Source organism: Limnobacter thiooxidans (assembly GCF_036323495.1).
GTDB lineage: Bacteria > Pseudomonadota > Gammaproteobacteria > Burkholderiales > Burkholderiaceae_B > Limnobacter > Limnobacter thiooxidans.
In genome coordinates this window covers 3,165,600-3,186,492 of record NZ_AP028947.1, presented here as the reverse complement: position 1 = coordinate 3,186,492, position 20,893 = coordinate 3,165,600, and the positions used below count along the sequence as shown (strand labels likewise).

Genomic DNA, 20,893 nt, shown 5'->3' with positions numbered 1-20,893 from the left:
GCTTATTCACTCGTGAAAATGGTGCCCAACTTGTCCATGCGTTCCAGCGCAAGGCCACAACCCCTGACCACACAGGTCAATGGATCTTCGGCCACATGCACGGGCAAGCCGGTTTCCTCCATCAACAATCGGTCCAGGTCGCGTAGCAACGCGCCGCCACCGGTCAACATCATGCCGCGTTCGGCAATGTCTGCGCCCAGCTCGGGTGGTGTTTGTTCCAATGCGGATTTCACTGCTGACACGATTGCATTCAGTGGTTCGGTCAGCGCTTCCAGAATTTCGTTGGAAGAAATGGTGAAACGGCGTGGAATACCTTCAGACAAATTGCGGCCGGTTACTTCCATGTCTTTCACTTCCGAGCCAGGGAAAGCAGAACCAATCTGCTTCTTGATTGCTTCGGCTGTGGGTTCGCCGATCATCATGCCGTAGTTGCGACGGATATAGCTGATGATCGCTTCGTCAAACTTGTCGCCGCCCACGCGCACGCTTCCCGCGTAAACCATGCCGCCCAAGGAAATAATACCCACTTCCGTGGTGCCACCACCAATGTCCACAACCATGGAGCCTGAAGCTTCGGACACCGGCAAGCCGGCACCAATAGCTGCAGCCATTGGTTCTTCAATCAGATAAACCTGCGAAGCGCCTGCACCCAATGCGCTTTCACGAATGGCCCGGCGTTCAACCTGGGTAGAACCACAGGGCACGCAAATGATTATTCTGGGGCTGGGGGAAAACAGGCGGCTTTCGTGAACCATCTTGATGAACTGCTTGAGCATTTGCTCAGTCACGGTGAAATCGGCAATCACGCCGTCTTTCATGGGGCGGATTGCTTCGATATTGCCCGGTACCTTGCCCAGCATCTGCTTGGCTTCAAGGCCAACTGCAGTGATTGTTTTTTTGCCGTTGGGTCCGCCTTCCTGGCGAATTGCAACTACGGAAGGTTCGTCAAGAACAATCCCTTTTGTGCGGGCGTAAATAAGGGTGTTGGCCGTGCCCAAGTCAATGGCCAAGTCGTTTGATAAGTAGCTGCGTAGAAACCCAAACATGGTGATGTTCTAACCTGTATCGTGTAGTTGGAGAGCTGCCAAGCCCGCGAAGCTCAAAGTTGTCTAGAAGTTGTACGGCACGCCACTAATTATGGGACTTCACTTGTCAAGTGGCGTAACCACCGATGATAACCTATAAAATAAGACGACTTTGATCAACACAGACTTTCACCAAGCGGCATTTGCATCGATTAGAGTTGATGTTCAGGCCTGCTTGTCGGCGGAGAAAATTTATGTCCCTGGATTCCGGGCAAATTGGAAAAATTGCGGCTTTGTCGCGTCTGAAGCTGGCTCCTGAACAAGCCCAGGCCCTCGAGCAACAATTGAACAACATTATGCAACTGGCCGATCGCTTGAGCAGCGAAAACACCGATGGTGTCGAGCCCCTCGCGCATCCAATTTCATTGATTCAGCCTATCGCCTTGCGCCTGCGCGAAGACGCCGTGTCTGAAGCAGACAACCGGGTAGCCAACATGGCCAATGCGCCGGCCGCGGAGAAGGGCTTGTTCCTTGTGCCCAAGGTCATTGATTAAATCCCGAACGTTCATTGCAAAGTTGCCCCCTTTTTTATTACCAATCTGACATTGGAATGTGGTTTTAAGCATGTCTTCAGAACTTCAAAGTATTTCCCGGCTGCGAACGCTGCTGGATGAGAAAAAAACCAGTGCCACCGAGTTGGCGCAAGAAGCATTGCGCTCAGCAGGCCAGCAGTCCAGTTTGAACGCATTCGTGGACATTCGCGATGACCTCACCCTGGAACAGGCCAAGGTAGCCGACGCACGGCTGGCCGCTGGTGAACGCGGCGCTTTGTTGGGCATTCCAACAGCACACAAGGATATTTTTGTGACGCAGGGCTGGACCAGTACGGCTGGTTCAAAAATGTTGGCTGGCTACAAAAGCCCGTTTGATGCTGAAGTGGTGTCGCGTTTGAATGCAGCGGGGTCGGTCAGTATTGGCAAACTCAACTGCGACGAGTTCGCCATGGGGTCTTCTAATGAGAAAAGCGCTTATGGCCCCTGCTTGAACCCATGGGACACGCAGGCTGTTCCCGGTGGTTCATCAGGTGGGTCTGCTGTGGCGGTGGCTGCAGGCGTGGTGCCGTTCACCACGGGTACAGACACGGGCGGCTCGATTCGCCAGCCCGCTTCACTGTGCGGTATCACCGGCATCAAACCCACTTATGGCAGTTGCAGCCGCTACGGCATGATTGCCTACGCCAGCAGCCTGGACCAGGCTGGCCCCATGGCCCACAGCGCGCGCGATTGCGCGCTGGTATTGAATACCATGGTCGGTTTTGATGTGAAGGACAGCACCAGCGTGCAGCGCCCAGCGGTTTCCCAAGGCATGCGCGAAGACTTCACCGCCGGATTTGGCAAACCCCTGCGCGGTGGCGATGGGGCAAAGCCATTGGCTGGCATTCGTGTGGGCTTGCCCGCCGAGTTCTTCGGAGAAGGCTTGGCCGCCGACGTGCGAGCACCAATTGATGATGCACTGAAACAGCTTGAAGCCATGGGCGCCACGCTGGTTCACATTAGCCTACCCCGTACGGAATTGTCGATTCCTGCTTATTATGTGATTGCGCCTGCGGAAGCCAGTTCAAACCTGTCACGCTTTGATGGCGTGCGTTATGGCCACCGCGCAGCCGAATACACCGATTTGAAGTCCATGTACGAGAACTCACGCACCGAAGGCTTTGGTCTGGAGGTGCAGCGCCGCATCATGGTGGGCGCTTATGTGCTGTCACATGGCTACTACGACGCCTATTATTTGCAGGCCCAGAAAATTCGCCGCCTGATTGCGCAGGATTTCCAAGCGGCTTTTCAGCAGTGCGACTTCATTGCTGGTCCGGTCAGCCCCACTGTGGCCTGGAATCTGGGTGAAAAGTCTGCCGACCCGGTTCAAATGTATTTGGCCGATATTTACACCCTCAGTACCAGCCTAGCCGGATTGCCTGGCATGAGCGTGCCCGTGGGCTTTGGCGACAAAGGCCGCCCGGTGGGCATGCAGTTGATTGGCAACTATTTCAAGGAAGGTGAGTTGCTGGCTTTGGCTGATCACTATCAGGCCGCCACCGATTGGCACCTTCGCACACCGTTTTAATTAAAGGATCACGCCATGCAATGGGAAATTGTGGTGGGTCTTGAAACCCACACCCAGCTAACCACGGAATCAAAAATTTTCTCCGGCGCCAGTACGGCTTTTGGCGCCGAGCCCAATGCGCAAGCCTGCGCAGTTGACTTGGCCTTGCCAGGCGTGCTGCCGGTGATGAACAAGGCAGCAGTGCAGCGCGCCATCCAGTTTGGTTTGGCGGTGGGTGCCAAGGTGGCAGAGCATTCGGTGTTTGCCCGAAAAAACTATTTTTACCCTGATTTGCCCAAGGGCTACCAGATCAGCCAGTTTGAAATTCCAGTGGTGCAGGGCGGCACCGTCAGCTTCTTGCTGGGCGACCAAATGAAAACAGTGCGCCTTGTGCGCGCGCACTTGGAAGAAGATGCCGGCAAAAGCCTGCATGAAGACTTCGCCGGGCAATCAGGAATTGATTTGAACCGCGCAGGCACGCCCTTGCTGGAAATTGTGACTGAGCCTGATATGCGCTCGGCCGAAGAGGCCGTGGCCTATGCAAAAACACTGCACACTTTGGTGACCTGGCTGGGCATTTGTGATGGCAACATGCAGGAAGGCAGTTTCCGCTGTGATGCCAACGTGTCCGTTCGCCCAAAGGGTGAAAGCAAATTGGGTACGCGTTGCGAAATCAAGAATCTGAACAGCTTCAAGTTCTTGCAGGCGGCCATTTTGTATGAGGCACAGCGCCAAATCGAAATCATCGAAGATGGCGGCGTAATCAAACAAGAAACACGCCTTTACGACCCGGATCGCAATGAAACCCGATCCATGCGCAGCAAGGAAGATTCGGAAGACTACCGCTACTTTCCAGACCCAGATTTACCACCACTCATGATTTCTCCAGAATGGGTTGAGCAGGTGCGCTCAGAAATGCCTGAATTGCCGGGGCAGAAGCAGGCGCGTTACACCGGCGATTTGGGCTTGAGCGAATACGATGCTGTCACCCTGACGGCCAGCCGCGCCATGACCGACTACTTTGAGTCAGCTCTTGCGGTGGCGGGTGCCGACAAAGCAAAACCTTTGGCCAACTGGTTGTTGGGCGAGTTCTCTGCCAGCTTGAACCGCGACGACAAAACCCCCGCCGAGTCGCCGATTGCCCCTGAACTGATGGCTGCTCTGGTGAAGCGCGTGGTCGATGGCACTTTGAACAACAAAACCGCGAAAGTTGTTTTTGCTGCCCTGTGGGAGGGCAAGTACAGCGACGTGGATGCGTGCGTCAAGGGTGAAGGGCTGGAGCAGATTTCCGATTCTGGCGCTGTTGAAAAGATGATCGACGATGTCTTGGCAGCTCACCCAGGTCCTGTTGCGGAATACAAAGCGGGCAAGGAAGCCTCCTTTAACTTCCTGGTGGGGCAAATCATGCGCGCTGCGCGTGGCAAGGCCAACCCGGCGCAGGTGAATGAGATTCTGAAAGCCAAGCTGAGCTGAATTCACTGGCTGGGGTGATTTATTGCCTTCCCGGCGTGCCTTGCCCGATTCCGCACGAAAAACCGCTGATCCCTTTTTGAACGAAGGCTTTGTATTCACATCAACCCGACAAAACACACGGTCGGGTTGATGTGTCGCGCCGCGCGCGAACATTGAATCCTTGTTCAAAAGGGGCGGTTTTCCTGAATGTGCGGAACAAGCAAGCGCATTGCCGGGAAGGCTTTGAACCCAGCCTAGGTACGCAATCATCAGGCCGCTCGTCAGCCACCTGTCGTGAATTTAGGCACTGCCGGTGTTGCAACCTCGGTGTGATTGCTTTTAGGCGCGCGATGAATCACCGTCGGGTTTGGGCTCAATCGGCAGCGATGTTCCAGTCGCTTCGCCATTCAAGAAAACCTGCCCGTTTGAATTCACATGCAACGTTCGGCTGCAAGCCGACAACACACTCGACCATCTGTTTTGTCGAGTGTGTTGAGTCAATGTGAATTTCAAAAAGGGAAAACCAGGTTTTCAGGCGAGGCGACTGGAATTCGCGCTGATGGGCTTTTCATACCCGGCGGCGGTTGCTCCAAATTCGCGCGAATGGGTAAAAACCAGTTCGCGAATCACAATGGGTAATCGTAGTCCGCAATCAACGGCGCATGGTCCGAAAACTTCTTGGCTTTGTACACGCTGACCTCGCGAATATGCTCCCGCAATGTCGGGCTGACCATCTGGTAGTCAATGCGCCACCCCACGTTTTTTGCATAAGCCTGCCCGCGGTTGCTCCACCAAGTGTAACAACCATCCGTTTCTTCGGGATACAGCACGCGATATGCATCCACCCAGCCGCGTTTGTTCATCACGTCGCCAATCCAGGCGCGCTCCTCAGGCAAAAAACCGCTGTTTTTCAGGTTGCCTTTCCAGTTTTTCAGGTCGATTTCCTGGTGGGCAATATTCCAGTCCCCACAAAGCACCACAGGTTTTGTTTTTGCTTCAACTTCCTCAAAAACCGTTGCAAAATGTTCTAAAAACCGGAATTTGGCCAGTTGACGATCTTCAGAGCTGCTGCCGGAAGGGAAATAGATCGATGACACAATCATGTTTTCGAATTCGGCAGTGATCATGCGTCCTTCTGCGTCGAACTCGTGGTTATTCAGGCCGTAAGTGACGTTAAGTAGCTTTGTTTTGCTGTAAATCCCCACGCCGCTGTAGCCCTTTTTCTCTGCTGCCTGGAAATAACCCGTGTATTCCCCGGGTTGCAAGTGCTCGGGCCCCAAGTCGGCCAGGTGGGCTTTGATTTCCTGTACGCACACCACATCGGCCTGGCTTTCATTCATCCAGTCGAAAAATCCTTTTGTGTGTGCAGAACGAATTCCATTCAGATTTGCTGAGATAATGCGGGTCATTGTTTGAAGTCTGTTTTAGGGATTGATTGTGGTCGATTCAAATCAAAATTTGCAGGTACTTTCCGATCAGTTTTTGCAGTTTGCTGTCGAGAAGCAGGTCTTGCGCTTCGGTGAATTCAAAACCAAGGCGCGAAGAATGTCACCGTATTTTTTCAATGCGGGTTTGTTCAACACGGGTTCGTCTTTACAAAAACTCAGTGAATTTTACGCACAAACCTTGATGGAACAAACCACGCAGCGTGGAATTGAGTTCGACATGCTGTTTGGGCCTGCTTACAAGGGCATTCCTTTGGTGGCTGGTGCCACGATGGAAATGGCTCGTCGGGGTAAAGATGTACCGTATGCCTTCAATCGCAAAGAAGCCAAAGACCACGGTGAAGGCGGTTCATTGGTCGGGGCTCCTTTGGAAGGGCGGGTCGTTATCGTGGATGACGTTATCTCCGCAGGTACTTCCGTGCGAGAATCCGTGGAAATCATCCGTGCCAATGGCGCTGAACCCGCCGCCGTTTTGATCGCTTTGGACCGAATGGAAAAAGGTATGCGCGATGGGCAGGACACCCAGCATTCAGCCGTTCAGGAAGTTGAGCAGCTGTATGGAATCCCGGTGATTGCAATTGCCAACCTGCAAGACCTGTTGCGTTACCTTCTGACCCGTCAGGCGGCCAATGTACGTCTGGCTGGCTGGTATGAAAAAGTGAAAGAATACAGAAGTCGCTATGGTGTGTAGCGTCTCCTGATTAAAGGTCTGCCTGCAAAAAAAGGCTGCGTCCGCCAGAAACGGAACGCAGCCTTTTTTGCTTTCATGTCAGTGAGGTCACAACACAACAGACACCAGTTTATGACCCGACAAGGCCCGGTAGATGTCGTCCAATTCATCCTGGTTATTGACATAAACATTGCAGGTCAGGCTCAGGTAATTGCCTTTGCTGCTTGGCCGCATATTCACCCCGGCAACATCAAAGCCCGGATTCATCGCCAGCAGCAAATCACAAATCACCTGTGAGAACTCAGGTACGTTTTTCCCCATGACCTTGATTGGAAAGTGACAGGGAAATTCGATCAGGCTTTTCTTCGGTTCTCCAGACATTGGCTGATTCATCTTTTTTACTCTTCAAACCACAGTTTTGCGGAGTCAACCAGTCGACCGAAAATGCCCGCTTCTTCCACTGTAGCCAGCGCCAACAAGGGTACCTTGCCAATTGTTTCGCCGTTCAGGGTCAGTTTCAGATGGCCAAGTTCGGTACCAGCAGGGATCGGGGCAATCAGGGTGTTCTTCTTCTCCACCGTGGCTTTCAGTTGCTTGGCCATGCCGCGTGGCACGTTAATCAGCAGGTCCCTGGTCACGCCCAGCTTCACTTCTTTGGACTGGCCTTTGTACACGTCGCTGGCACTGATCGCTTGGTTGGCTGAATAAAGCTTCACTGTTTCAAACATCTGGAAGCCATAATTCATGAGCTTCAGGCTTTCCTGGGTACGTGCCTGATCCGAGCTTGTGCCCAACACCACTGACAGCAATCGTCGGTCAACGCCGTTTGGCAGCTTCCGGTTGGCTGAACTGACCAGGCAGTAGCCAGCAGATTCGGTGTGCCCTGTTTTCATGCCGTCTACCGATGGGTCGATCCACAGCAAGCGGTTGCGGTTGGGCTGGCGAATGCCGTTGTAGGTGTATTCCTTGGTCGAATACATCTTTTTGTAATACTCGGGGAAGTCGAGAATGATGCGTTTTGCCAAAATGCCCAGGTCACGCGCTGTCGTGTAGTGCTGTGGATCTGGAAGACCAGTTGAATTCTTGAAGTTGGTGTCAGTCAGGCCAAGGCGTTTTGCTTGCTGGTTCATCAAGGTCGCAAAGTTGTTTTCGTCGCCGGCCAGCAATTCTGCAATTGCACGGCTGGCATCGTTGCCGGATTGAACAATCACGCCATACAGCAATTCTTCTACTGTCACAGGTTTGTTGGGTTCAACAAACATTCGTGATCCTTCAGCCTTCCAGGCATAAGGAGAAATAGGTACTTGCTGATCCATGCGGATCTGTTTGCTTTCCAGTGCCGCGAACGCCATATAAGCTGTCATCAGCTTGGTCAATGAGGCCGGGTCAAGCCGTTCACGGCTGTTGAATTCTGCCAAGGTCTGTCCCGTGGTCAGGTCAAGAAGCATGTAGCCTTTGGCGCCGATTTCAGGAGCGGGCGGCATGACGCTGGATTGGGCAATCGCTTGATGTGAGGTGATGCTCAAGCCGAGAATCAACGACAGCTGACCCAAATGGCGTTTGAATCGGGAAAGTCTTGAATTAAACAAGTAATACGCTCCTGTATTAAAAAATTGGAAGAATTCGGCTGGGCGTTCAGCTTGGGTAGTAACGCACAACCAGCTCTTTGAGTTGAGGCAGTTTTCCGTGAAAAAAATGTTCCACGCCCGGCATGACAATCACCGGCACGTTGGTGCCGTTAGCCCACCGAAGCACGTCTGTCAAAGGCACCGTGTCATCCACTTCACCGTGAATCACCAGTGTGTTCTCCGGGACAGGTGCCACGGAAAACCGGCTCGTTGCGGTGCCAACCAGCACCATTTTGCCAACTGAGACCTCTGTTTTACGCAGACGTTCAGCAGCATGGCTTGTGACAAAAGCACCAAAAGAAAATCCAGCCAATGCGACGGGCTGATTCTGCAAATCTGCTGACAACAGTTTGGTCCGGGCCTCTTGGGTCAATTGAACCAGGTCTTCACATTCTGCGTTGCCGTTGTCATGTGCGCCCGCGCTTTGCCCAACACCACGAAAGTTGAATCGAACCGTGATATAGCCCAGTTGCAGGAAAGCCCGTGCCAGTGTCTGTACCACCTTGTTGTCTTTGGTGCCGCCGAACAGTGGGTGAGGGTGTGCAACCACGGCCAGTCCAACGGGAGAACCAGTTGGTTCGTCAATTGACACTTCAATGGGGCCAGCCTGACCTTCCCACAACTCATGTCGGGTTCGCGGATTCATGGCAGTCGCAGGCGCTCGACAATTTGACCGCCCACCAGGTGGGAATCAATGATTTCATCCACATCAGTGATGTCCACGTAGGTATACCAAACTCCTTCGGGGTACACCACCATCACCGGGCCTTCGTCGCAGCGGTCCAGGCAGCCTGCCTTGTTCATGCGTATCTTGCCTTGCCCGTTCAATCCCAGTTTTTTGATGCGGTCTTTGGCATGCGCATGGGCAGGTGTGGCGTGGCAGTCTGCGCAACAGCTTTCATTGTTTGCGCGTTGGTTGGTGCAGAAGAAAACGTGTTTCTCGAAGTAGCTCATGACTTGGTGGGTCCGCTCGGGTACTGGGGTTGAGTCCTTATTATCGCCGAAAACGCCGTTCTGGCAGGCTTAAAAAGGTCAAAACAGTCAGCGCCAGAATTGGCCACAGCTCACTGACCCATCGACCGGCTTCCTGCAAGCTGCGCAAGATGGTCAGTGCTCCGCCGCCCGAGGTCGTCATTTCCGGGTCGTATACTCCGGGTAGCAGCAGGGTGATCAACCAGCCTGCCAACAAATGGATCAGTCCAATTCTTGCCAGGTGATGGGGCGATACAGGCATCATCGAAATGCTGAGTGCCGCCACAAACGCAATGGCCAGGCTCAGGCCGTGAGCTTCAAGCCACCGTTGGGTCAGGTAAACCCAGGCTGATGAGGGGGCGATAACCAGGTAATCCAGCAAGCGTATTGCCAGCGTCAAGACAATCAGCACGATCAGCAAGCGAGTTCTGGGTGAGCCCGCCTGTGTTTGTGCAAGCCCGATCATCCAGGCGCACATCAAAAAGCAGTAGTTGATGAAAGTTGGCGCAACGGTTTCAATTCGAAGCAGCAAATCAAGGGGAAGTCCAAATGGTGTGCCGTGTTGCAGCGGCCCGGGAATTTCAAACAGGTTGCCCAGCCACAGCCCGGTGCTGAATGCGGGGTTTTGTGGAGGCAAAATACTGAGAAACCACAGGCAGAGCAGGCCCATGCCGATCCACGCGCGTTGTATCAGCCAATGCTCCAGTCGCTGGTTTAGCAGAGGCGCTATGCGGTGGTGTGCAGTGACGTAGATGCCAACCAATACGCCAATGGCGCCGCCGATCCCGTTGGTCACCACGTCCATTTTCGAGGGTACACGGGTTGGCAGAAATGTTTGCAAAGACTCCAGCGCCAGCGACACCAGAACACAAAGCACCACAACCAATATCTTGTCGAATGTTCTGGGTTGCCGATTCAGCCCCAGCAGCATTAAAACCCCCAGGGGCACATACCCTGCGATATTCAGGAATACGTCTGCCCAAAGCACTTTCTGATGTACGGGTATCCAGGGGCCGAACAGAAACTCAAGCGGACCGATACCGATGTGGCGCCAATCTGTGTAAGGGAAAAGGCTGAGGTGAATCACCACGCAGGCGTACAGGCTCGCAAACATCAGAATTCCGGTGTAAGGCGTCCTTTTGAGCAGGCTGGCGTGGATTGGAGACATTGAGTTTGAACAATTCCTTGGTTTTGTGTCCCTTCCGGGGGTTAAGATGAGCAAAATTTTGCAACTTGAGACCAACTACCCCGATTGATGTTAACCCAAGCCGATGTGCACTGGATTGAACTTGATTCAGTCGACTCCACAAATGATTACCTGAGTCGCGCCTACCAGCAAGGCCGGGTGTCGGGCTGCGCCGTTGTGCTGACCCAGGCACAGACAGCAGGTCGAGGAAGGGCTGGCCGTAGCTGGAAAGCTGTGCCAGGGGCAAGCCTGTGTTTCTCGCTGGGTTTGCCCGTGGCTGGGTACCAACTTCCATTTTTGCCCCTGTGCGTGGGTTTAGCAGTTGCGGAGGTGCTCGAACGGTTTGAGGTGCCTGTGCAATTGAAATGGCCCAACGACTTGATTGTCGGCGGACAAAAGCTGGGCGGTGTGTTGTGTGAGTCTTTCCATACCGGTTCGGGCGCGACCACGGTTATCGGAGTGGGGCTCAACGTTCATCCAGTTGATGTGCCGCAGGCGCTTTCGGGTGCGGGTGCAAGCTGTCTGGTTCAATGGGTTGACGCGTCCATATTGCCTTCATTGCGCGAGCTTGCAGAGGCGTGTGTGTTGTCTATCCTGCACCAGGTTGAGGCAGCCCGGGCCCAAGGTATATCAGCCTTGTTCAAGCAGTTCGCATTGAGAGATGCCTGGCTTGGGCTGGAAGTTGTTGTGCTGGAGGAGGGCAAGGCCCTGTTTTCAGGGCGGGCGATGGGAATCGACGAAAACGGTGCTTATCTGATTAGCACCAGCAATGGTTTGCGTTCGGTGATAGCAGGCGATTTGTCACTGCGGGTGGCTGCATGAACCAAACCCCGGTGTTGCTGTGCATGGATGCGGGAAACACCTTGGTGAAGTGGTGCCTTTTTGACAACTTGCAGCAGAATTTCTCCAATGCAATGAATTTTTCAAGTCAGCCAACCTCAGAACTCAAGCCTTTTGAAAACGCTTGCACGGTGTTGGGCGATCTTTTGTCCTCTGTATTGAGTGACCTTGACAACCCTGTGGCTGCAGTATTGTTGTGCAATGTGCTGGGTCCAGATTTCGAGCGGGCCGTGCGACGCCTGTGCGAGCAGCACCATGTGCCGTTGCATGTGCTTAGCGTCAATACGAAAGTGCCAATGCGGTCTGCTTATGAAAATCCGTCCCAGTTGGGTAAAGACCGTTGGGCTGCGTGTTTGGCGGTTTCGCAAAACAGCCATGCCCAGGTTAACTTGTTAGTCAGTTTTGGCACGGCCACTACTGTTGATGCCGTTGTCGATCAGGCTGGCTGGCAGCATCTGGGCGGTTTTATTGTGCCAGGCCTGCACACGATGTTTGACAGCCTTCACGTCAATACCGCGGAATTGCCACCGGTTAGATTGGGGGTACCCGCTTCACACCTCGATTCAGGTTTTTGGCCGGGGACGACCCAACGAGCCATTGGGGAGGGTGTAGGGCGCATGCAGGCGGCCTTTGTCCAATCCTTGGTCAATCAGTTGGCGCATCAATATGAGCAAACCCCGGTTGTCTGGTTTTCCGGTGGGTTCGCGCACCAGATGGTGATGTACTTTCCACAGGCTCATTTGCTTGAACACGCAGTATTCAAGGGCCTAGTGTTCGACTACCAATGTTCAGTGCAGGGCAGATCATGAATGGTTGGAAAGTCTTGGTGGGGGTGCTGGTTGTCACCAATTTTGCCTGGTTGGGCTGGGGGCTGCTTGAAAGCGGCGCCGGTTTGAAGCAAATGGAAAGCAGCGGGCTTCGCTCAGAATGGGTGACCATTGAGAAACCCTGGCAGCAAGCTGTGGAGGTGGCGCGCAGCAATGCCCCTGTTGCACCCAAAATCAACCTGAAGGAAGGGTTGGCGCAACTGGATTCGGCCATTGAAAGCGCCAGCAAGCAGGTTTTTGAGGACCCAAAAAACAATCAGACCTGCTTGCAGTGGGGGCCCTTGCTTCAAAGTGAGTCTGCCCGTGTTGCGGATTCTCTCTCCAACTGGGGGGGGGAGACAGACCGGTTGGAAAGGCAGGTCCCTGTTGGCTACGTCGTGTTTCTGCCTCAAGAAATCGTCAACACTGGTGTGGGTATCGATCAGTTGTCAGGTAAGGGCATCACTGACATGTTTTACATCACCACCCCTGGGCCCTTGCAAGGCACCATTTCACTGGGACTTTTTCGCGATGTTGAGCGTGCAAATGTACAAAGGGATGATTTGATCAAGCGTGGGGTCGCCGGTGTTCAGATTCGTGAACGCTTGGGGCCAGTTCGCGTGTTTTTTGAATTGAGGGGAACGCCAGATCAAATCAAATCCGTGCAGTCCATTTTTGAGCTCAACAGTAAAGGCGAGCTCAAAGCCTGTGGCACTTAAAGATCGCCACTCCGGTCGTTGGCCAGAAAAGCCTGATTCAGTGTTGTGCCTTCCGCATTCACACCTTTGCTCCAGCAAATCACTTTGAATGCCTCACCCATGTCCGCTTCATTAAGCAGGGTGTTCAGGTTTTGTCGTAGGTGCGCACCACGGGTGGGGTGGGTGAACTCAGGTTGCTGAGTCGCCAACTCAAGAATGCCGTGACCCAGCAAAAATTCGCCTTGGTGGGAATACCCTTCCAGTTCCCCGCCGCAGCTACTCAAGGCCGAATACACCGCACTGAAATTCACATGAGCGGTCAAATCCTGTTCACCCACTTTGGCTAGAAAATCGTCGTGTGCAGTGTGGCGGCTTGTTGCGCGCAGAGTGCCCTTGTGTCGTGTGGGAAGGTAATACAGAGCCCCATGAAAGCCGTAGTCAATCATCAAGGCAATGCCATTTAAACGGTCGGTGACGGTTTTTACCCAAGCAATGCTTTGCTCGGCCACTTCAGACTCATACCCTTCAGGCCAAGGTCCGTGCTGGGTCTGCAGTTGAGTCACGGTGGTTGCAAATTGGGGGTCGGCGGCTTGCCACACCAATTGAAGCGCACCGTCGACCTGTTGAACCCAGGCCTCAAGCGGTCCGGTATTGCTCCATTTGAATCGTCGCACGGGTGTGGCATCCAGAACCTCATTGCCCAGAATGACGCCATTCAGCTTGTCGGGTAAAGTACTCAGCCAGCGCACTTTTTTTTCAATTTCCGGGCCGTGTTGGGCCATCAGGTTGGCCAGTTGCACCAATTTCAACCCACCCGACACATCCACGATGTTGTACTGGGTGATCAGATCGCCTGCTGTGGCCAACACATCACAGGCCAGTTTGCCAGTGCCGGCTCCGAATTCGTACACCACGCCGCCACAGCGGGGCAGCACTTCCCGAATTGCCTTCCCCAAGGTTTGGCCAAACAGGGGGCTTAATTCCGGGGCAGTCACAAAATCGCCTTCCCCGCCGAATATGCCTTCCCCCCGCGAATAATAACCGTACTGAGGGTTGTACAAGGCAAAATGCATAAACTCGTCAAAGCGAGTGGCTTGATTAAAATTCGACAGCATGGGGCGGGTCTGGTTTAGAATAGCGGGTTGTTCTTTTAAAAATCAAAGCCTTGTATTCTAACCGATGATGTACGAAACGCCACAATCCACCCCGCAGTTCGCCCTGGTAACCGGGGGCGCAAAACGCCTGGGCCGTGCCATCGCGCTTGAACTGGCTCGCGCTGGCTGGTCGATTGTGCTGCATTGTCGGAATTCGCTTGCAGAGGCAACCCAAACAGCCACAGAAATCGAAGCGCTGGGCGTTCGCTGCGTGGTGGTGCAGGCCGACCTTGAAAACCCTGACGAAGTGGAAGCGTTGTTTGACGAGGCTGAGCGTGCAGGCCCTGTGCGGTGCGTGGTTAACAATGCCTCCCTGTTTGAATTTGACTCTGGTGAAACATTCAAGCCCGCTCTTTTTCACCGTCACATGGCATCCAACCTCGCTGCCCCCATTCAGCTTGCACGGCGCCTGTTTCAGCACGTTCCTGAACAAGAACAGGCGGTGGTTGTCAACCTTCTGGATCAGAAACTCAAAAACCTCAATCCTGATTTTTTGAGCTACACCTTGACCAAGGCAGGCCTGGAAACCGCAACCACCATGCTGGCCATGGAACTCGCCCCCAAAGTGCGTGTAGTGGGCGTGGCACCGGGCCTTACACTGATTTCCCATTTGCAAACCGATGCGCAATTCGAGCAAACCCATCGAATTTCGCCCTTGAATAAATCTTCCGAGCCCCAGGACATCGCCAACACGGTGTTGTTTCTGGTGCAAAGCCGCGCCATCACCGGTACCACCATCCTTGTGGATGGCGGACAGCATCTGGTGCCCATGTCGCGCGATTTCAGCATGATGACCCCATGACAGACTGGTTTTTTGACTCCCGCCTTGCCGATTGCCGTCGCGTGTTTATCCGCGACTTTGACGTGTCGGCCGCCATTGGCGTTTTTCCTCAGGAGTTGGGGCGAACACAGGCTGTGCGCATCAACATCGATTTTTGGGTGAAATGCGCATCCACACCGTCGCAACGTGACCTGCTGGTTGACGTGGTCGACTACGATTTCGTGCGGCCTGGTATTCACGGTTTGATTCAGGCTGGTCACATCGGTCTGCTGGAAACACTGGTCGACAAAACACTGGCTCTGGTCTTGGAACACCCGAAGGTGGTTGCCGCCCGAGTGCGTGCCGAAAAATCCGAGGTTTACCCCGACTGCGAATCTGCCGGCGTGGAGGTATTCCGCTTTAAATCTTCTGCGAGTCTTTAATCATGTCGCTGCTCACCGAAAACCCCGCTGAAACCTCCATTCAAACAATCACCATTTTCCCCAGTAAAGCGGAACAGAAAGAGGTGTTTGAATTCAATAAACTGGAGAAACGCCTGACCAAGCAGGTTGGCCAAGCCATCGCCGATTTCAACATGATTGAAGACGGCGACAAGGTCATGGTGTGTGTGTCGGGCGGAAAAGACAGTTACGGCTTGCTGGACATCCTGTTGTTGCTGCGTCAGCGTGCGCCCATCAATTTCGACATCATCGCGGTCAATCTGGACCAGAAGCAGCCAGGTTTTCCGGAAGAAGTGTTACCCAATTACCTGCGCAGCATCAATGTGCCTTTTCACATCGAAGAGCAAGACACTTATTCCATCGTCAAACGAGTCATTCCTGAAGGCAAAACCACCTGTTCACTTTGTTCGCGCTTGCGCCGGGGTATTTTGTATCGCGTGGCGTCTGAACTGGGCGCCACCAAGGTGGCCCTTGGGCATCACAAGGACGACATTTTGCAAACCCTGTTGTTGAACCTGTTTTATGGTGGCCGCATCAAGGGCATGCCGCCCAAGCTGGTTAGCGACAACGGTGAGCACACGGTGATTCGCCCCTTGGCCTATTGCCGTGAGCGCGATTTGGCCCGCTATGCCGAAGAGAAAAACTTCCCCATCATTCCGTGCAATTTGTGCGGCAGCCAGGAAAACCTGAAACGCAAGGAAATGGCAGCGCTGCTCAAGCAGTGGGAAAAGCACAACCCGCGCTGGATCGCCAACCTGTTTACCTCATTGTCCACTGTGGTGCCTTCGCACCTGATGGACCGCAAGCTCTTCCCGTTCGAAACAATCCGGCCTGGCGCGGTGCTCGAAGACGGTGCCGGCGACAAGGCGTTTGATTCGGATGACGAGTGCTAAATAGCCGGGTTCGGCTGTTTGGTGCAGGTTGAATGCTCATTGCCTTTCGGGCTTGGCGGGCTTTGTTTCCCTTTGTTGATTCTTGCTCGGTGCATGCGAAACGCCAAGCGTGTTCGCATCCGGCCCTTCGGGCCAGCACCTTGCTTTGAATCAAACCGCGAAGCCCGCCTTGAATCGCCCGCAAGCCAACAGCACACAACCTTTCCTATCAGCCGACCCTGCGTGCGCTCTCCGTCACTTCAAAAACAGCTTGTACGCCGGGTTCTCGGTTTCGTTCACCGCCGGGTAGCCCAGTTGTTGCACAAACTTGTCGAACTCGGCATGGTCTGCCGGTGGCACCTGGATGCCCACCAGGATGCGGCCATAGTCCGCGCCGTGGTTGCGGTAGTGAAACAGGCTGATGTTCCATCCCGGGTTCAACGCAGTCAGGAACTTGGTCAGCGCGCCCGGGCGCTCCGGAAATTCGAATCTGTAAACCAGTTCGTTATTCGCCATACTTGAGCGGCCACCGACCATGTGGCGCAAATGCAGCTTGGCCATTTCGTCATCGGTCAGGTTCAAGGCGTCAAAACCCGAATCGATAAAGCGCTGTTGCAACTCGTCGGCCTGGGCGCGGTTGCCAATCTGGATGCCCACAAAGATATTGGCTTTGGCGGACTCCGACATCCTGTAATTGAATTCCGTCACATTCGTGGGGCCAAGCAGGTCGCAGAATTTCCTGAAACTGCCGCGCTCTTCCGGCACGGTGATTGCGAAAATTGCTTCCCGCTGCTCACCCACTTCAGCCCGCTCGGCCACAAAACGCAGGCGGTCAAAGTTCATATTCGCGCCACAGGAAATGGCAATCAAGGTTTGGTTTTGCAGGCCCATTTCAGCGGCATACTGTTTCAAACCGGCCACCGCCAATGCACCTGCGGGCTCCAGAATACTGCGTGTGTCCTGAAACACATCTTTAATCGCGGCACAGGCCTCATCAGTGGTCACGCGCACAATGCCGTCCACATACTGTTCGCACAGGCGGAATGTTTCCTCGCCTACCAGTTTGACCGCCGTTCCATCGGAGAACAGGCCCACTTCAGCCAATGTTACGCGTTGGTGCTTTTCCAGACTTTGGGCCATGGCGTCCGAATCCACGGTTTGTACACCGATGATCTTGATGTCAGGTCGCAGTTGCTTCACATAGGCACCCACACCTGCAATCAGGCCGCCGCCACCAATTGCAATGAAAATGGCGTGAATCGGGCCTTGGTGCTGGCGCAAAATCTCCATACCCACCGTGCCTTGCCCGGCAATGACGTCAGGATCATCAAATGGGTGGACGAAGGTCAATCCCTTGGCCTGCGCCAGTTCACTGGCATGTGCAGCGGCATCGCTGTAGCTGTCGCCAAACAGCACCACATTGACCCACTCGCCGCCAAAGCGTTTGACTGCATCAATTTTCAAGGCGGGCGTGGTCGTGGGCATCACAATGGTTGCCAGACACTTCATTTTGGATGCTGACAGCGCCACACCCTGGGCGTGGTTGCCCGCCGAAGCAGCAATGACGCCCCTTTCCAGTTGGATCGGGGTCAAGTGCGCCATCTTGTTGTAGGCCCCGCGCAGCTTGAAGCTGAACACCTCCTGCATGTCTTCACGCTTGAGCAACACATGGTTGCCGGTTCGAAGCGACAGGGAGTGGGCTGGCTCAAGCGGAGTTTCGATGGCCACATCGTAAACCTTTGCGGTCAATATGCGTTTTAGATAGTCAAGACCCACAAAGCACCTTTTTATGACTGATTTTCAAGCAAATTTCGGGCTTTTACCCCGGTAGGCTACACTTTACAGCATGTGTTCAATCCCGATTGTCGGCTTGCGCGTTTGCGCCGCATCTCCCCGTCGCCTTGGGGCATAATTTAGAGTCAGATTATTCAGGACAGGTTCAAACCCCAATGTCACAATCCAAATCGGCGAAATCCAAAGCAAAACCCAAGGCACAGAAATCCCTAGGGAACACCGTCCCGGCCTTCGTATTTGGCATGGTTTTTGGTCTGGTCATTGCCTTGGCTGTGGCCCTGTTTGTCAGCAAGTCACAGTTGCCATTCTCCGGAGCGGAAACGCAAGGTGCCGTTCCAAACGTTTCGCCTGGTCCTGGCAACAATGCGCCCGACCCCAATTCGGCCATTTACAACAAGGCCAATGCCAACCAGCCTTCAGTGGTCACCACCGACCCTTTTCAGCAAGGCACGGAACCTCAGCCAGCCGAAACCGCTCCAACCACGCAAGCTGAACCCGTTGCGCAAACGATCTACTTTTTGCAGGTTGGAAGTTTTCGCAATCGTGAAGACGCCGAGCAATTGCGTGCGCAGCTCGCTTTTGTTGGTACTGAATCCGAAATTTCCGTTGGAGAAGTCAACGGAAATGTAGTAAATCGCGTTCGTGTTGGGCCATTTGGCAGTGCGAATGAAGCCTATCAGGCCCGAATCCCTCTCACCAAAGGCGGGTTCGAGGCCACCGTGGTCAAGGAGTAAATACAATGAAACGTCGTGAATTGATTCAAGGTGCAGCGGCACTTGGTGTAACCAGTCTGCTGGGTGGCATGTCCCCCGCAATTGCCCAGGATTCGGGTGCGTTCCGCAAAGTCCGTAAAGAGGTGCCACGCTCTACACCAGGCAAAATTGATGTTGTCGAGTTTTTTTGGTACGGTTGCATTCACTGCTACAACTTCGAGCCCAAGGTCAATGCCTGGCACAAAAAGTTGCCAAGCGATGTGATCTTCAACAAGGTACCCATCGTGTTTCAAAGTCAACGGGTTAACTTTCAGGGGCATCAGCGCTTGTATTACACGTTGGAAGCCATGGGTAAACTGGATCAGGCGCACAGTAAAGTGTTTGAAGCCATGCACAAAGACAAGAAATTGCTGGCGGATGATGCACAAATTTTTGACTTTGCCGAATCAATCGGTCTGAAGCGTGAAGAGTTCGCCAATGTGTTCAAGTCTTTTGGTGTGAATGCAAAATGTGCTCAGGCCAAGGCCCTGTTTGAGTCCTATGGTGCCGACGGGGTCCCAACCCTTGGTGTAGATGGCAAGTTCTTCACCTCGGCCTCTATTGCCGGTTCTGAAGACAACGCGATTCGGGTGGCCGAAGCCCTGATCAAGCGACAGCGTCAAGCTTAACGACACGGGGGATCAGTATGCTGGCATGGGTCGGAACGTTCAGGGGTATTCAGGCAGTCTTGTTTTTACCCTTACTTGGTGTAGTGGCCGCCTGTTCCAGCGTTCCCTTGGATCAGCCTGGTCCGCCTACTGTTCAGGTCAGCAAAGCCCCGGTAGTCAAGCCGCAGCCTCCAGAGCCGGTCAAGCATGAAAACTGGGAACCCGCCCCACAGGGGGGCGGCTACTACCTGGATGATGGCCCGGGTGATCTGCGCCCAGCCAATCTCGATGAATTGCCCTCAGCACAACCTCAGCTGGAACCGATCGCCATTCGAAACACCCGTCCCTATACTGTGATGGGACAAAGCTTTACTCCACAGACATCTCTGGAAGAGCCCTATCAACAAAAAGGCCGGGCGAGTTGGTACGGCAAAAAGTTTCACGGTGCCAAAACGGCAAACGGCGAAATCTACGACATGCACCAGATGACCGCAGCGCATCCCACTTTGCCTTTGCCCAGTTATGCGAAGGTCACCAACCTGTCCAACGGCAAGTCTGTGATTGTCCGTGTCAACGACAGAGGGCCATTTTTGCGGGGGCGCATTATTGATCTCAGCTACGCCGCTGCTTTTCAGTTGGACTATATCAAGCACGGCAGCGCTGAGGTGATGGTTGAAAAAATGACCCCCGATGCGATTGCGCAGTACCACGCCGAAAGAAACGGTGGGCGTGCTGTTGCGCGCAGTGCTTCGGTTGAACAGGTCAGTATGGCAAAGCCTTCGGCACTGGCACCTGTCAGTCGAACGCCGCTTTACCTGCAAATAGGTGCATTCGGCAACAAGAGCAATGCCGAGGCCCTGGTCGGTCGGGTTGTCAGCAGCCATGAAAGTTTTGGCAAAGCCAGCCAGATTCTCTCCGAGTCTGGCATCCATCGGGTACTGGTCGGCCCTTTTGCCAATATCGACCAAGCCAATGAAGCAGCCATTGAACTCAGTGCCTTCGTCGAGGTTCAGCCTGTCATCAAACAAGACTTGATCCTGCCCTGATCGTCCCCATATCTCTCCACACGCGTTTGAAACGCGCCACATTTCTGAAAGGATAGGCATGGAGCAATATCACGGCACCACCATATTGTCGGTTCGGCGAGGCAACCACGTGGCACTGGGAGGTGACGGTCAAGTCACCTTGGGTCACATTGTTGTCAAAGGCTCAGCCCGCAAGGTTCGTCGCCTGCATCACAACAAGATCTTGGCCGGGTTTGCCGGGGGCACCGCAGACGCTTTCACCCTGTTTGAGCATTTTGAGGCTCAACTGGAAAAACATTCTGGCCATTTGTTGCGCGCGGCTGTTGAACTGGCCAAAGAATGGCGTACCGACAGAATGTTGCGTCGGCTTGAGGCCATGCTGGCTGTGGCAGACGAAAATCATTCCCTGATCATTACTGGTAATGGCGACGTACTTGAGCCAGAACAAGGGCTGGTGGCCATTGGTAGTGGTGGGTCCTACGCTCACTCTGCAGCCAAGGCACTGCTGGAGAACACCAACCTGTCGCCCGAGGAAATCGTCAAGAAGTCCCTGACGATCGCAGGTGAGCTGTGTATTTACACCAATCAGCATCACACCATTGAAGTGTTAGGTGCGCCTGCATCTTCTTCGAAAGAGTAACGTTC

General features: G+C 53.9%; 23 protein-coding genes. 14 read left to right on the top strand and 9 right to left on the bottom strand.

Annotated features, from left to right (window positions below):
- Window positions 1–2 precede the first annotated feature (2 nt).
- Window positions 3–1,046 carry a rod shape-determining protein gene (locus RGQ30_RS14560; RefSeq protein WP_008248080.1) on the bottom strand — a complete coding sequence of 348 codons (1,044 nt, stop codon included), beginning with the start codon at window positions 1,044–1,046 and terminating at the stop codon, window positions 3–5.
- A gap of 233 nt (window positions 1,047–1,279) precedes the next feature.
- Here RGQ30_RS14560 and gatC point away from each other — a divergent pair, with 233 nt between their 5' ends.
- The 3 genes from gatC (at window position 1,280) to gatB (ending at window position 4,598) form a co-directional block, all read left to right on the top strand.
- Window positions 1,280–1,579, top strand: a complete 300-nt coding sequence (gatC, locus tag RGQ30_RS14555) for an Asp-tRNA(Asn)/Glu-tRNA(Gln) amidotransferase subunit GatC (RefSeq protein ID WP_130557540.1) — start codon at window positions 1,280–1,282, stop codon at window positions 1,577–1,579.
- A gap of 70 nt (window positions 1,580–1,649) precedes the next feature.
- Window positions 1,650–3,146, top strand: coding sequence for an Asp-tRNA(Asn)/Glu-tRNA(Gln) amidotransferase subunit GatA (gene gatA / locus RGQ30_RS14550; RefSeq protein ID WP_130557541.1), 1,497 nt, complete (start codon window positions 1,650–1,652; stop codon window positions 3,144–3,146).
- Window positions 3,147–3,161: 15 nt separating this feature from the next.
- On the top strand, window positions 3,162–4,598 hold the full coding sequence (gene gatB / locus RGQ30_RS14545; protein WP_130557542.1) for an Asp-tRNA(Asn)/Glu-tRNA(Gln) amidotransferase subunit GatB: 1,437 nt from the start codon (window positions 3,162–3,164) through the stop codon (window positions 4,596–4,598).
- Between the two features lie 605 nt (window positions 4,599–5,203).
- Here the strand turns inward: gatB and RGQ30_RS14540 are convergent.
- Window positions 5,204–5,986 carry an exodeoxyribonuclease III gene (locus tag RGQ30_RS14540; RefSeq protein ID WP_130557543.1) on the bottom strand — a complete coding sequence of 261 codons (783 nt, stop codon included), beginning with the start codon at window positions 5,984–5,986 and terminating at the stop codon, window positions 5,204–5,206.
- Window positions 5,987–6,008: 22 nt separating this feature from the next.
- Here RGQ30_RS14540 and pyrE point away from each other — a divergent pair, with 22 nt between their 5' ends.
- Window positions 6,009–6,713 carry an orotate phosphoribosyltransferase gene (pyrE, locus tag RGQ30_RS14535; RefSeq protein ID WP_130557544.1) on the top strand — a complete coding sequence of 235 codons (705 nt, stop codon included), beginning with the start codon at window positions 6,009–6,011 and terminating at the stop codon, window positions 6,711–6,713.
- A gap of 87 nt (window positions 6,714–6,800) precedes the next feature.
- Here the strand turns inward: pyrE and RGQ30_RS14530 are convergent, their stop codons facing one another.
- From RGQ30_RS14530 to RGQ30_RS14510, 5 genes are read right to left on the bottom strand one after another with little or no spacing between them, the layout of a single operon-like run.
- Window positions 6,801–7,085, bottom strand: coding sequence for an HP0495 family protein (locus RGQ30_RS14530; protein ID WP_298217869.1), 285 nt, complete (start codon window positions 7,083–7,085; stop codon window positions 6,801–6,803).
- Window positions 7,086–7,090: 5 nt separating this feature from the next.
- Window positions 7,091–8,281 carry a D-alanyl-D-alanine carboxypeptidase family protein gene (locus tag RGQ30_RS14525; protein ID WP_298217867.1) on the bottom strand — a complete coding sequence of 397 codons (1,191 nt, stop codon included), beginning with the start codon at window positions 8,279–8,281 and terminating at the stop codon, window positions 7,091–7,093.
- 46 nt (window positions 8,282–8,327) lie between these two features.
- Window positions 8,328–8,966, bottom strand: coding sequence for an alpha/beta hydrolase (locus RGQ30_RS14520; RefSeq protein WP_130557545.1), 639 nt, complete (start codon window positions 8,964–8,966; stop codon window positions 8,328–8,330).
- On the bottom strand, window positions 8,963–9,274 hold the full coding sequence (locus RGQ30_RS14515) for a (2Fe-2S) ferredoxin domain-containing protein (RefSeq protein WP_130557546.1): 312 nt from the start codon (window positions 9,272–9,274) through the stop codon (window positions 8,963–8,965). Before RGQ30_RS14515 ends, RGQ30_RS14520 begins: the two co-directional genes overlap by 4 nt.
- A gap of 40 nt (window positions 9,275–9,314) precedes the next feature.
- On the bottom strand, window positions 9,315–10,460 hold the full coding sequence (locus RGQ30_RS14510; RefSeq protein ID WP_130557547.1) for a VanZ family protein: 1,146 nt from the start codon (window positions 10,458–10,460) through the stop codon (window positions 9,315–9,317).
- Between the two features lie 87 nt (window positions 10,461–10,547).
- Between RGQ30_RS14510 and RGQ30_RS14505 the strand changes: the two genes are divergently transcribed.
- The 3 genes from RGQ30_RS14505 to RGQ30_RS14495 are packed head-to-tail and all read left to right on the top strand — an operon-like array spanning window position 10,548 to window position 12,843.
- A complete protein-coding gene (locus tag RGQ30_RS14505; RefSeq protein ID WP_130557548.1) occupies window positions 10,548–11,300 on the top strand; it encodes a biotin--[acetyl-CoA-carboxylase] ligase in 753 nt (250 codons plus the stop codon).
- Window positions 11,297–12,127 (top strand): type III pantothenate kinase, encoded by an 831-nt coding sequence (locus RGQ30_RS14500; RefSeq protein WP_130557549.1) that lies wholly within the window; start codon window positions 11,297–11,299, stop codon window positions 12,125–12,127. Before RGQ30_RS14505 ends, RGQ30_RS14500 begins: the two co-directional genes overlap by 4 nt.
- Window positions 12,124–12,843, top strand: coding sequence for a hypothetical protein (locus RGQ30_RS14495; protein WP_130557550.1), 720 nt, complete (start codon window positions 12,124–12,126; stop codon window positions 12,841–12,843). Before RGQ30_RS14500 ends, RGQ30_RS14495 begins: the two co-directional genes overlap by 4 nt.
- On the opposite strand, the gene RGQ30_RS14490 is transcribed toward RGQ30_RS14495, so the two are convergent.
- The gene (locus RGQ30_RS14490) at window positions 12,840–13,937 is read right to left on the bottom strand and encodes a class I SAM-dependent methyltransferase (protein ID WP_130557551.1); all 1,098 of its coding nucleotides are present in this window, start codon (window positions 13,935–13,937) and stop codon (window positions 12,840–12,842) included. The two genes, RGQ30_RS14495 and RGQ30_RS14490, sit on opposite strands and share 4 nt — an antisense overlap.
- Window positions 13,938–14,001: 64 nt before the next feature.
- Here RGQ30_RS14490 and RGQ30_RS14485 point away from each other — a divergent pair, with 64 nt between their 5' ends.
- Genes RGQ30_RS14485 through ttcA form a run of 3 tightly spaced genes read left to right on the top strand, consistent with a single transcriptional unit; the run spans window position 14,002 to window position 16,090 of the window.
- The gene (locus RGQ30_RS14485; RefSeq protein ID WP_130557552.1) at window positions 14,002–14,778 is read left to right on the top strand and encodes an SDR family oxidoreductase; all 777 of its coding nucleotides are present in this window, start codon (window positions 14,002–14,004) and stop codon (window positions 14,776–14,778) included.
- Window positions 14,775–15,179: a dihydroneopterin aldolase gene (locus RGQ30_RS14480; RefSeq protein WP_130557553.1), complete on the top strand. Its 405-nt coding sequence runs from the start codon at window positions 14,775–14,777 to the stop codon at window positions 15,177–15,179. Before RGQ30_RS14485 ends, RGQ30_RS14480 begins: the two co-directional genes overlap by 4 nt.
- Window positions 15,180–15,181: 2 nt before the next feature.
- A complete protein-coding gene (gene ttcA / locus RGQ30_RS14475; protein ID WP_338284532.1) occupies window positions 15,182–16,090 on the top strand; it encodes a tRNA 2-thiocytidine(32) synthetase TtcA in 909 nt (302 codons plus the stop codon).
- A 234-nt stretch (window positions 16,091–16,324) separates the two neighbouring features.
- Here the strand turns inward: ttcA and ilvA are convergent, their stop codons facing one another.
- A complete protein-coding gene (ilvA, locus tag RGQ30_RS14470; RefSeq protein WP_130557554.1) occupies window positions 16,325–17,845 on the bottom strand; it encodes a threonine ammonia-lyase, biosynthetic in 1,521 nt (506 codons plus the stop codon).
- 173 nt (window positions 17,846–18,018) lie between these two features.
- Between ilvA and RGQ30_RS14465 the strand changes: the two genes are divergently transcribed.
- From RGQ30_RS14465 to hslV, 4 genes are read left to right on the top strand one after another with little or no spacing between them, the layout of a single operon-like run.
- Window positions 18,019–18,597, top strand: a complete 579-nt coding sequence (locus tag RGQ30_RS14465) for an SPOR domain-containing protein (protein ID WP_130557555.1) — start codon at window positions 18,019–18,021, stop codon at window positions 18,595–18,597.
- Window positions 18,598–18,602: 5 nt separating this feature from the next.
- A complete protein-coding gene (locus tag RGQ30_RS14460; protein WP_130557556.1) occupies window positions 18,603–19,244 on the top strand; it encodes a thiol:disulfide interchange protein DsbA/DsbL in 642 nt (213 codons plus the stop codon).
- A gap of 17 nt (window positions 19,245–19,261) precedes the next feature.
- Window positions 19,262–20,269, top strand: a complete 1,008-nt coding sequence (locus RGQ30_RS14455; protein WP_130557557.1) for a septal ring lytic transglycosylase RlpA family protein — start codon at window positions 19,262–19,264, stop codon at window positions 20,267–20,269.
- Window positions 20,270–20,327: 58 nt separating this feature from the next.
- Entirely contained in the window at window positions 20,328–20,888 is a 561-nt protein-coding gene (gene hslV / locus RGQ30_RS14450) for an ATP-dependent protease subunit HslV (RefSeq protein ID WP_130557558.1), read from the top strand.
- Window positions 20,889–20,893: the final 5 nt, after the last annotated feature.

Excerpts from the sequence above, each read along its gene's own strand:
- gatC (WP_130557540.1), top strand. The coding sequence starts at position 1,280 with ATGTCCCTGGATTCCGGGCAAATTGGAAAAATTGCGGCTTTGTCGCGT.
- RGQ30_RS14495 (WP_130557550.1), top strand. The coding sequence starts at position 12,124 with ATGAATGGTTGGAAAGTCTTGGTGGGGGTGCTGGTTGTCACCAATTTT.
- RGQ30_RS14465 (WP_130557555.1), top strand. The coding sequence starts at position 18,019 with ATGTCACAATCCAAATCGGCGAAATCCAAAGCAAAACCCAAGGCACAG.
- RGQ30_RS14485 (WP_130557552.1), top strand. The coding sequence starts at position 14,002 with ATGATGTACGAAACGCCACAATCCACCCCGCAGTTCGCCCTGGTAACC.
- gatB (WP_130557542.1), top strand. The coding sequence starts at position 3,162 with ATGCAATGGGAAATTGTGGTGGGTCTTGAAACCCACACCCAGCTAACC.
- RGQ30_RS14500 (WP_130557549.1), top strand. The coding sequence starts at position 11,297 with ATGAACCAAACCCCGGTGTTGCTGTGCATGGATGCGGGAAACACCTTG.
- RGQ30_RS14515 (WP_130557546.1), bottom strand. The coding sequence starts at position 9,274 with ATGAGCTACTTCGAGAAACACGTTTTCTTCTGCACCAACCAACGCGCA.
- RGQ30_RS14520 (WP_130557545.1), bottom strand. The coding sequence starts at position 8,966 with ATGAATCCGCGAACCCGACATGAGTTGTGGGAAGGTCAGGCTGGCCCC.
- RGQ30_RS14560 (WP_008248080.1), bottom strand. The coding sequence starts at position 1,046 with ATGTTTGGGTTTCTACGCAGCTACTTATCAAACGACTTGGCCATTGAC.
- RGQ30_RS14490 (WP_130557551.1), bottom strand. The coding sequence starts at position 13,937 with ATGCTGTCGAATTTTAATCAAGCCACTCGCTTTGACGAGTTTATGCAT.
- hslV (WP_130557558.1), top strand. The coding sequence starts at position 20,328 with ATGGAGCAATATCACGGCACCACCATATTGTCGGTTCGGCGAGGCAAC.
- RGQ30_RS14455 (WP_130557557.1), top strand. The coding sequence starts at position 19,262 with ATGCTGGCATGGGTCGGAACGTTCAGGGGTATTCAGGCAGTCTTGTTT.
- ttcA (WP_338284532.1), top strand. The coding sequence starts at position 15,182 with ATGTCGCTGCTCACCGAAAACCCCGCTGAAACCTCCATTCAAACAATC.
- RGQ30_RS14505 (WP_130557548.1), top strand. The coding sequence starts at position 10,548 with ATGTTAACCCAAGCCGATGTGCACTGGATTGAACTTGATTCAGTCGAC.
- RGQ30_RS14530 (WP_298217869.1), bottom strand. The coding sequence starts at position 7,085 with ATGAATCAGCCAATGTCTGGAGAACCGAAGAAAAGCCTGATCGAATTT.
- RGQ30_RS14510 (WP_130557547.1), bottom strand. The coding sequence starts at position 10,460 with ATGTCTCCAATCCACGCCAGCCTGCTCAAAAGGACGCCTTACACCGGA.
- RGQ30_RS14480 (WP_130557553.1), top strand. The coding sequence starts at position 14,775 with ATGACAGACTGGTTTTTTGACTCCCGCCTTGCCGATTGCCGTCGCGTG.
- RGQ30_RS14540 (WP_130557543.1), bottom strand. The coding sequence starts at position 5,986 with ATGACCCGCATTATCTCAGCAAATCTGAATGGAATTCGTTCTGCACAC.
- gatA (WP_130557541.1), top strand. The coding sequence starts at position 1,650 with ATGTCTTCAGAACTTCAAAGTATTTCCCGGCTGCGAACGCTGCTGGAT.
- RGQ30_RS14460 (WP_130557556.1), top strand. The coding sequence starts at position 18,603 with ATGAAACGTCGTGAATTGATTCAAGGTGCAGCGGCACTTGGTGTAACC.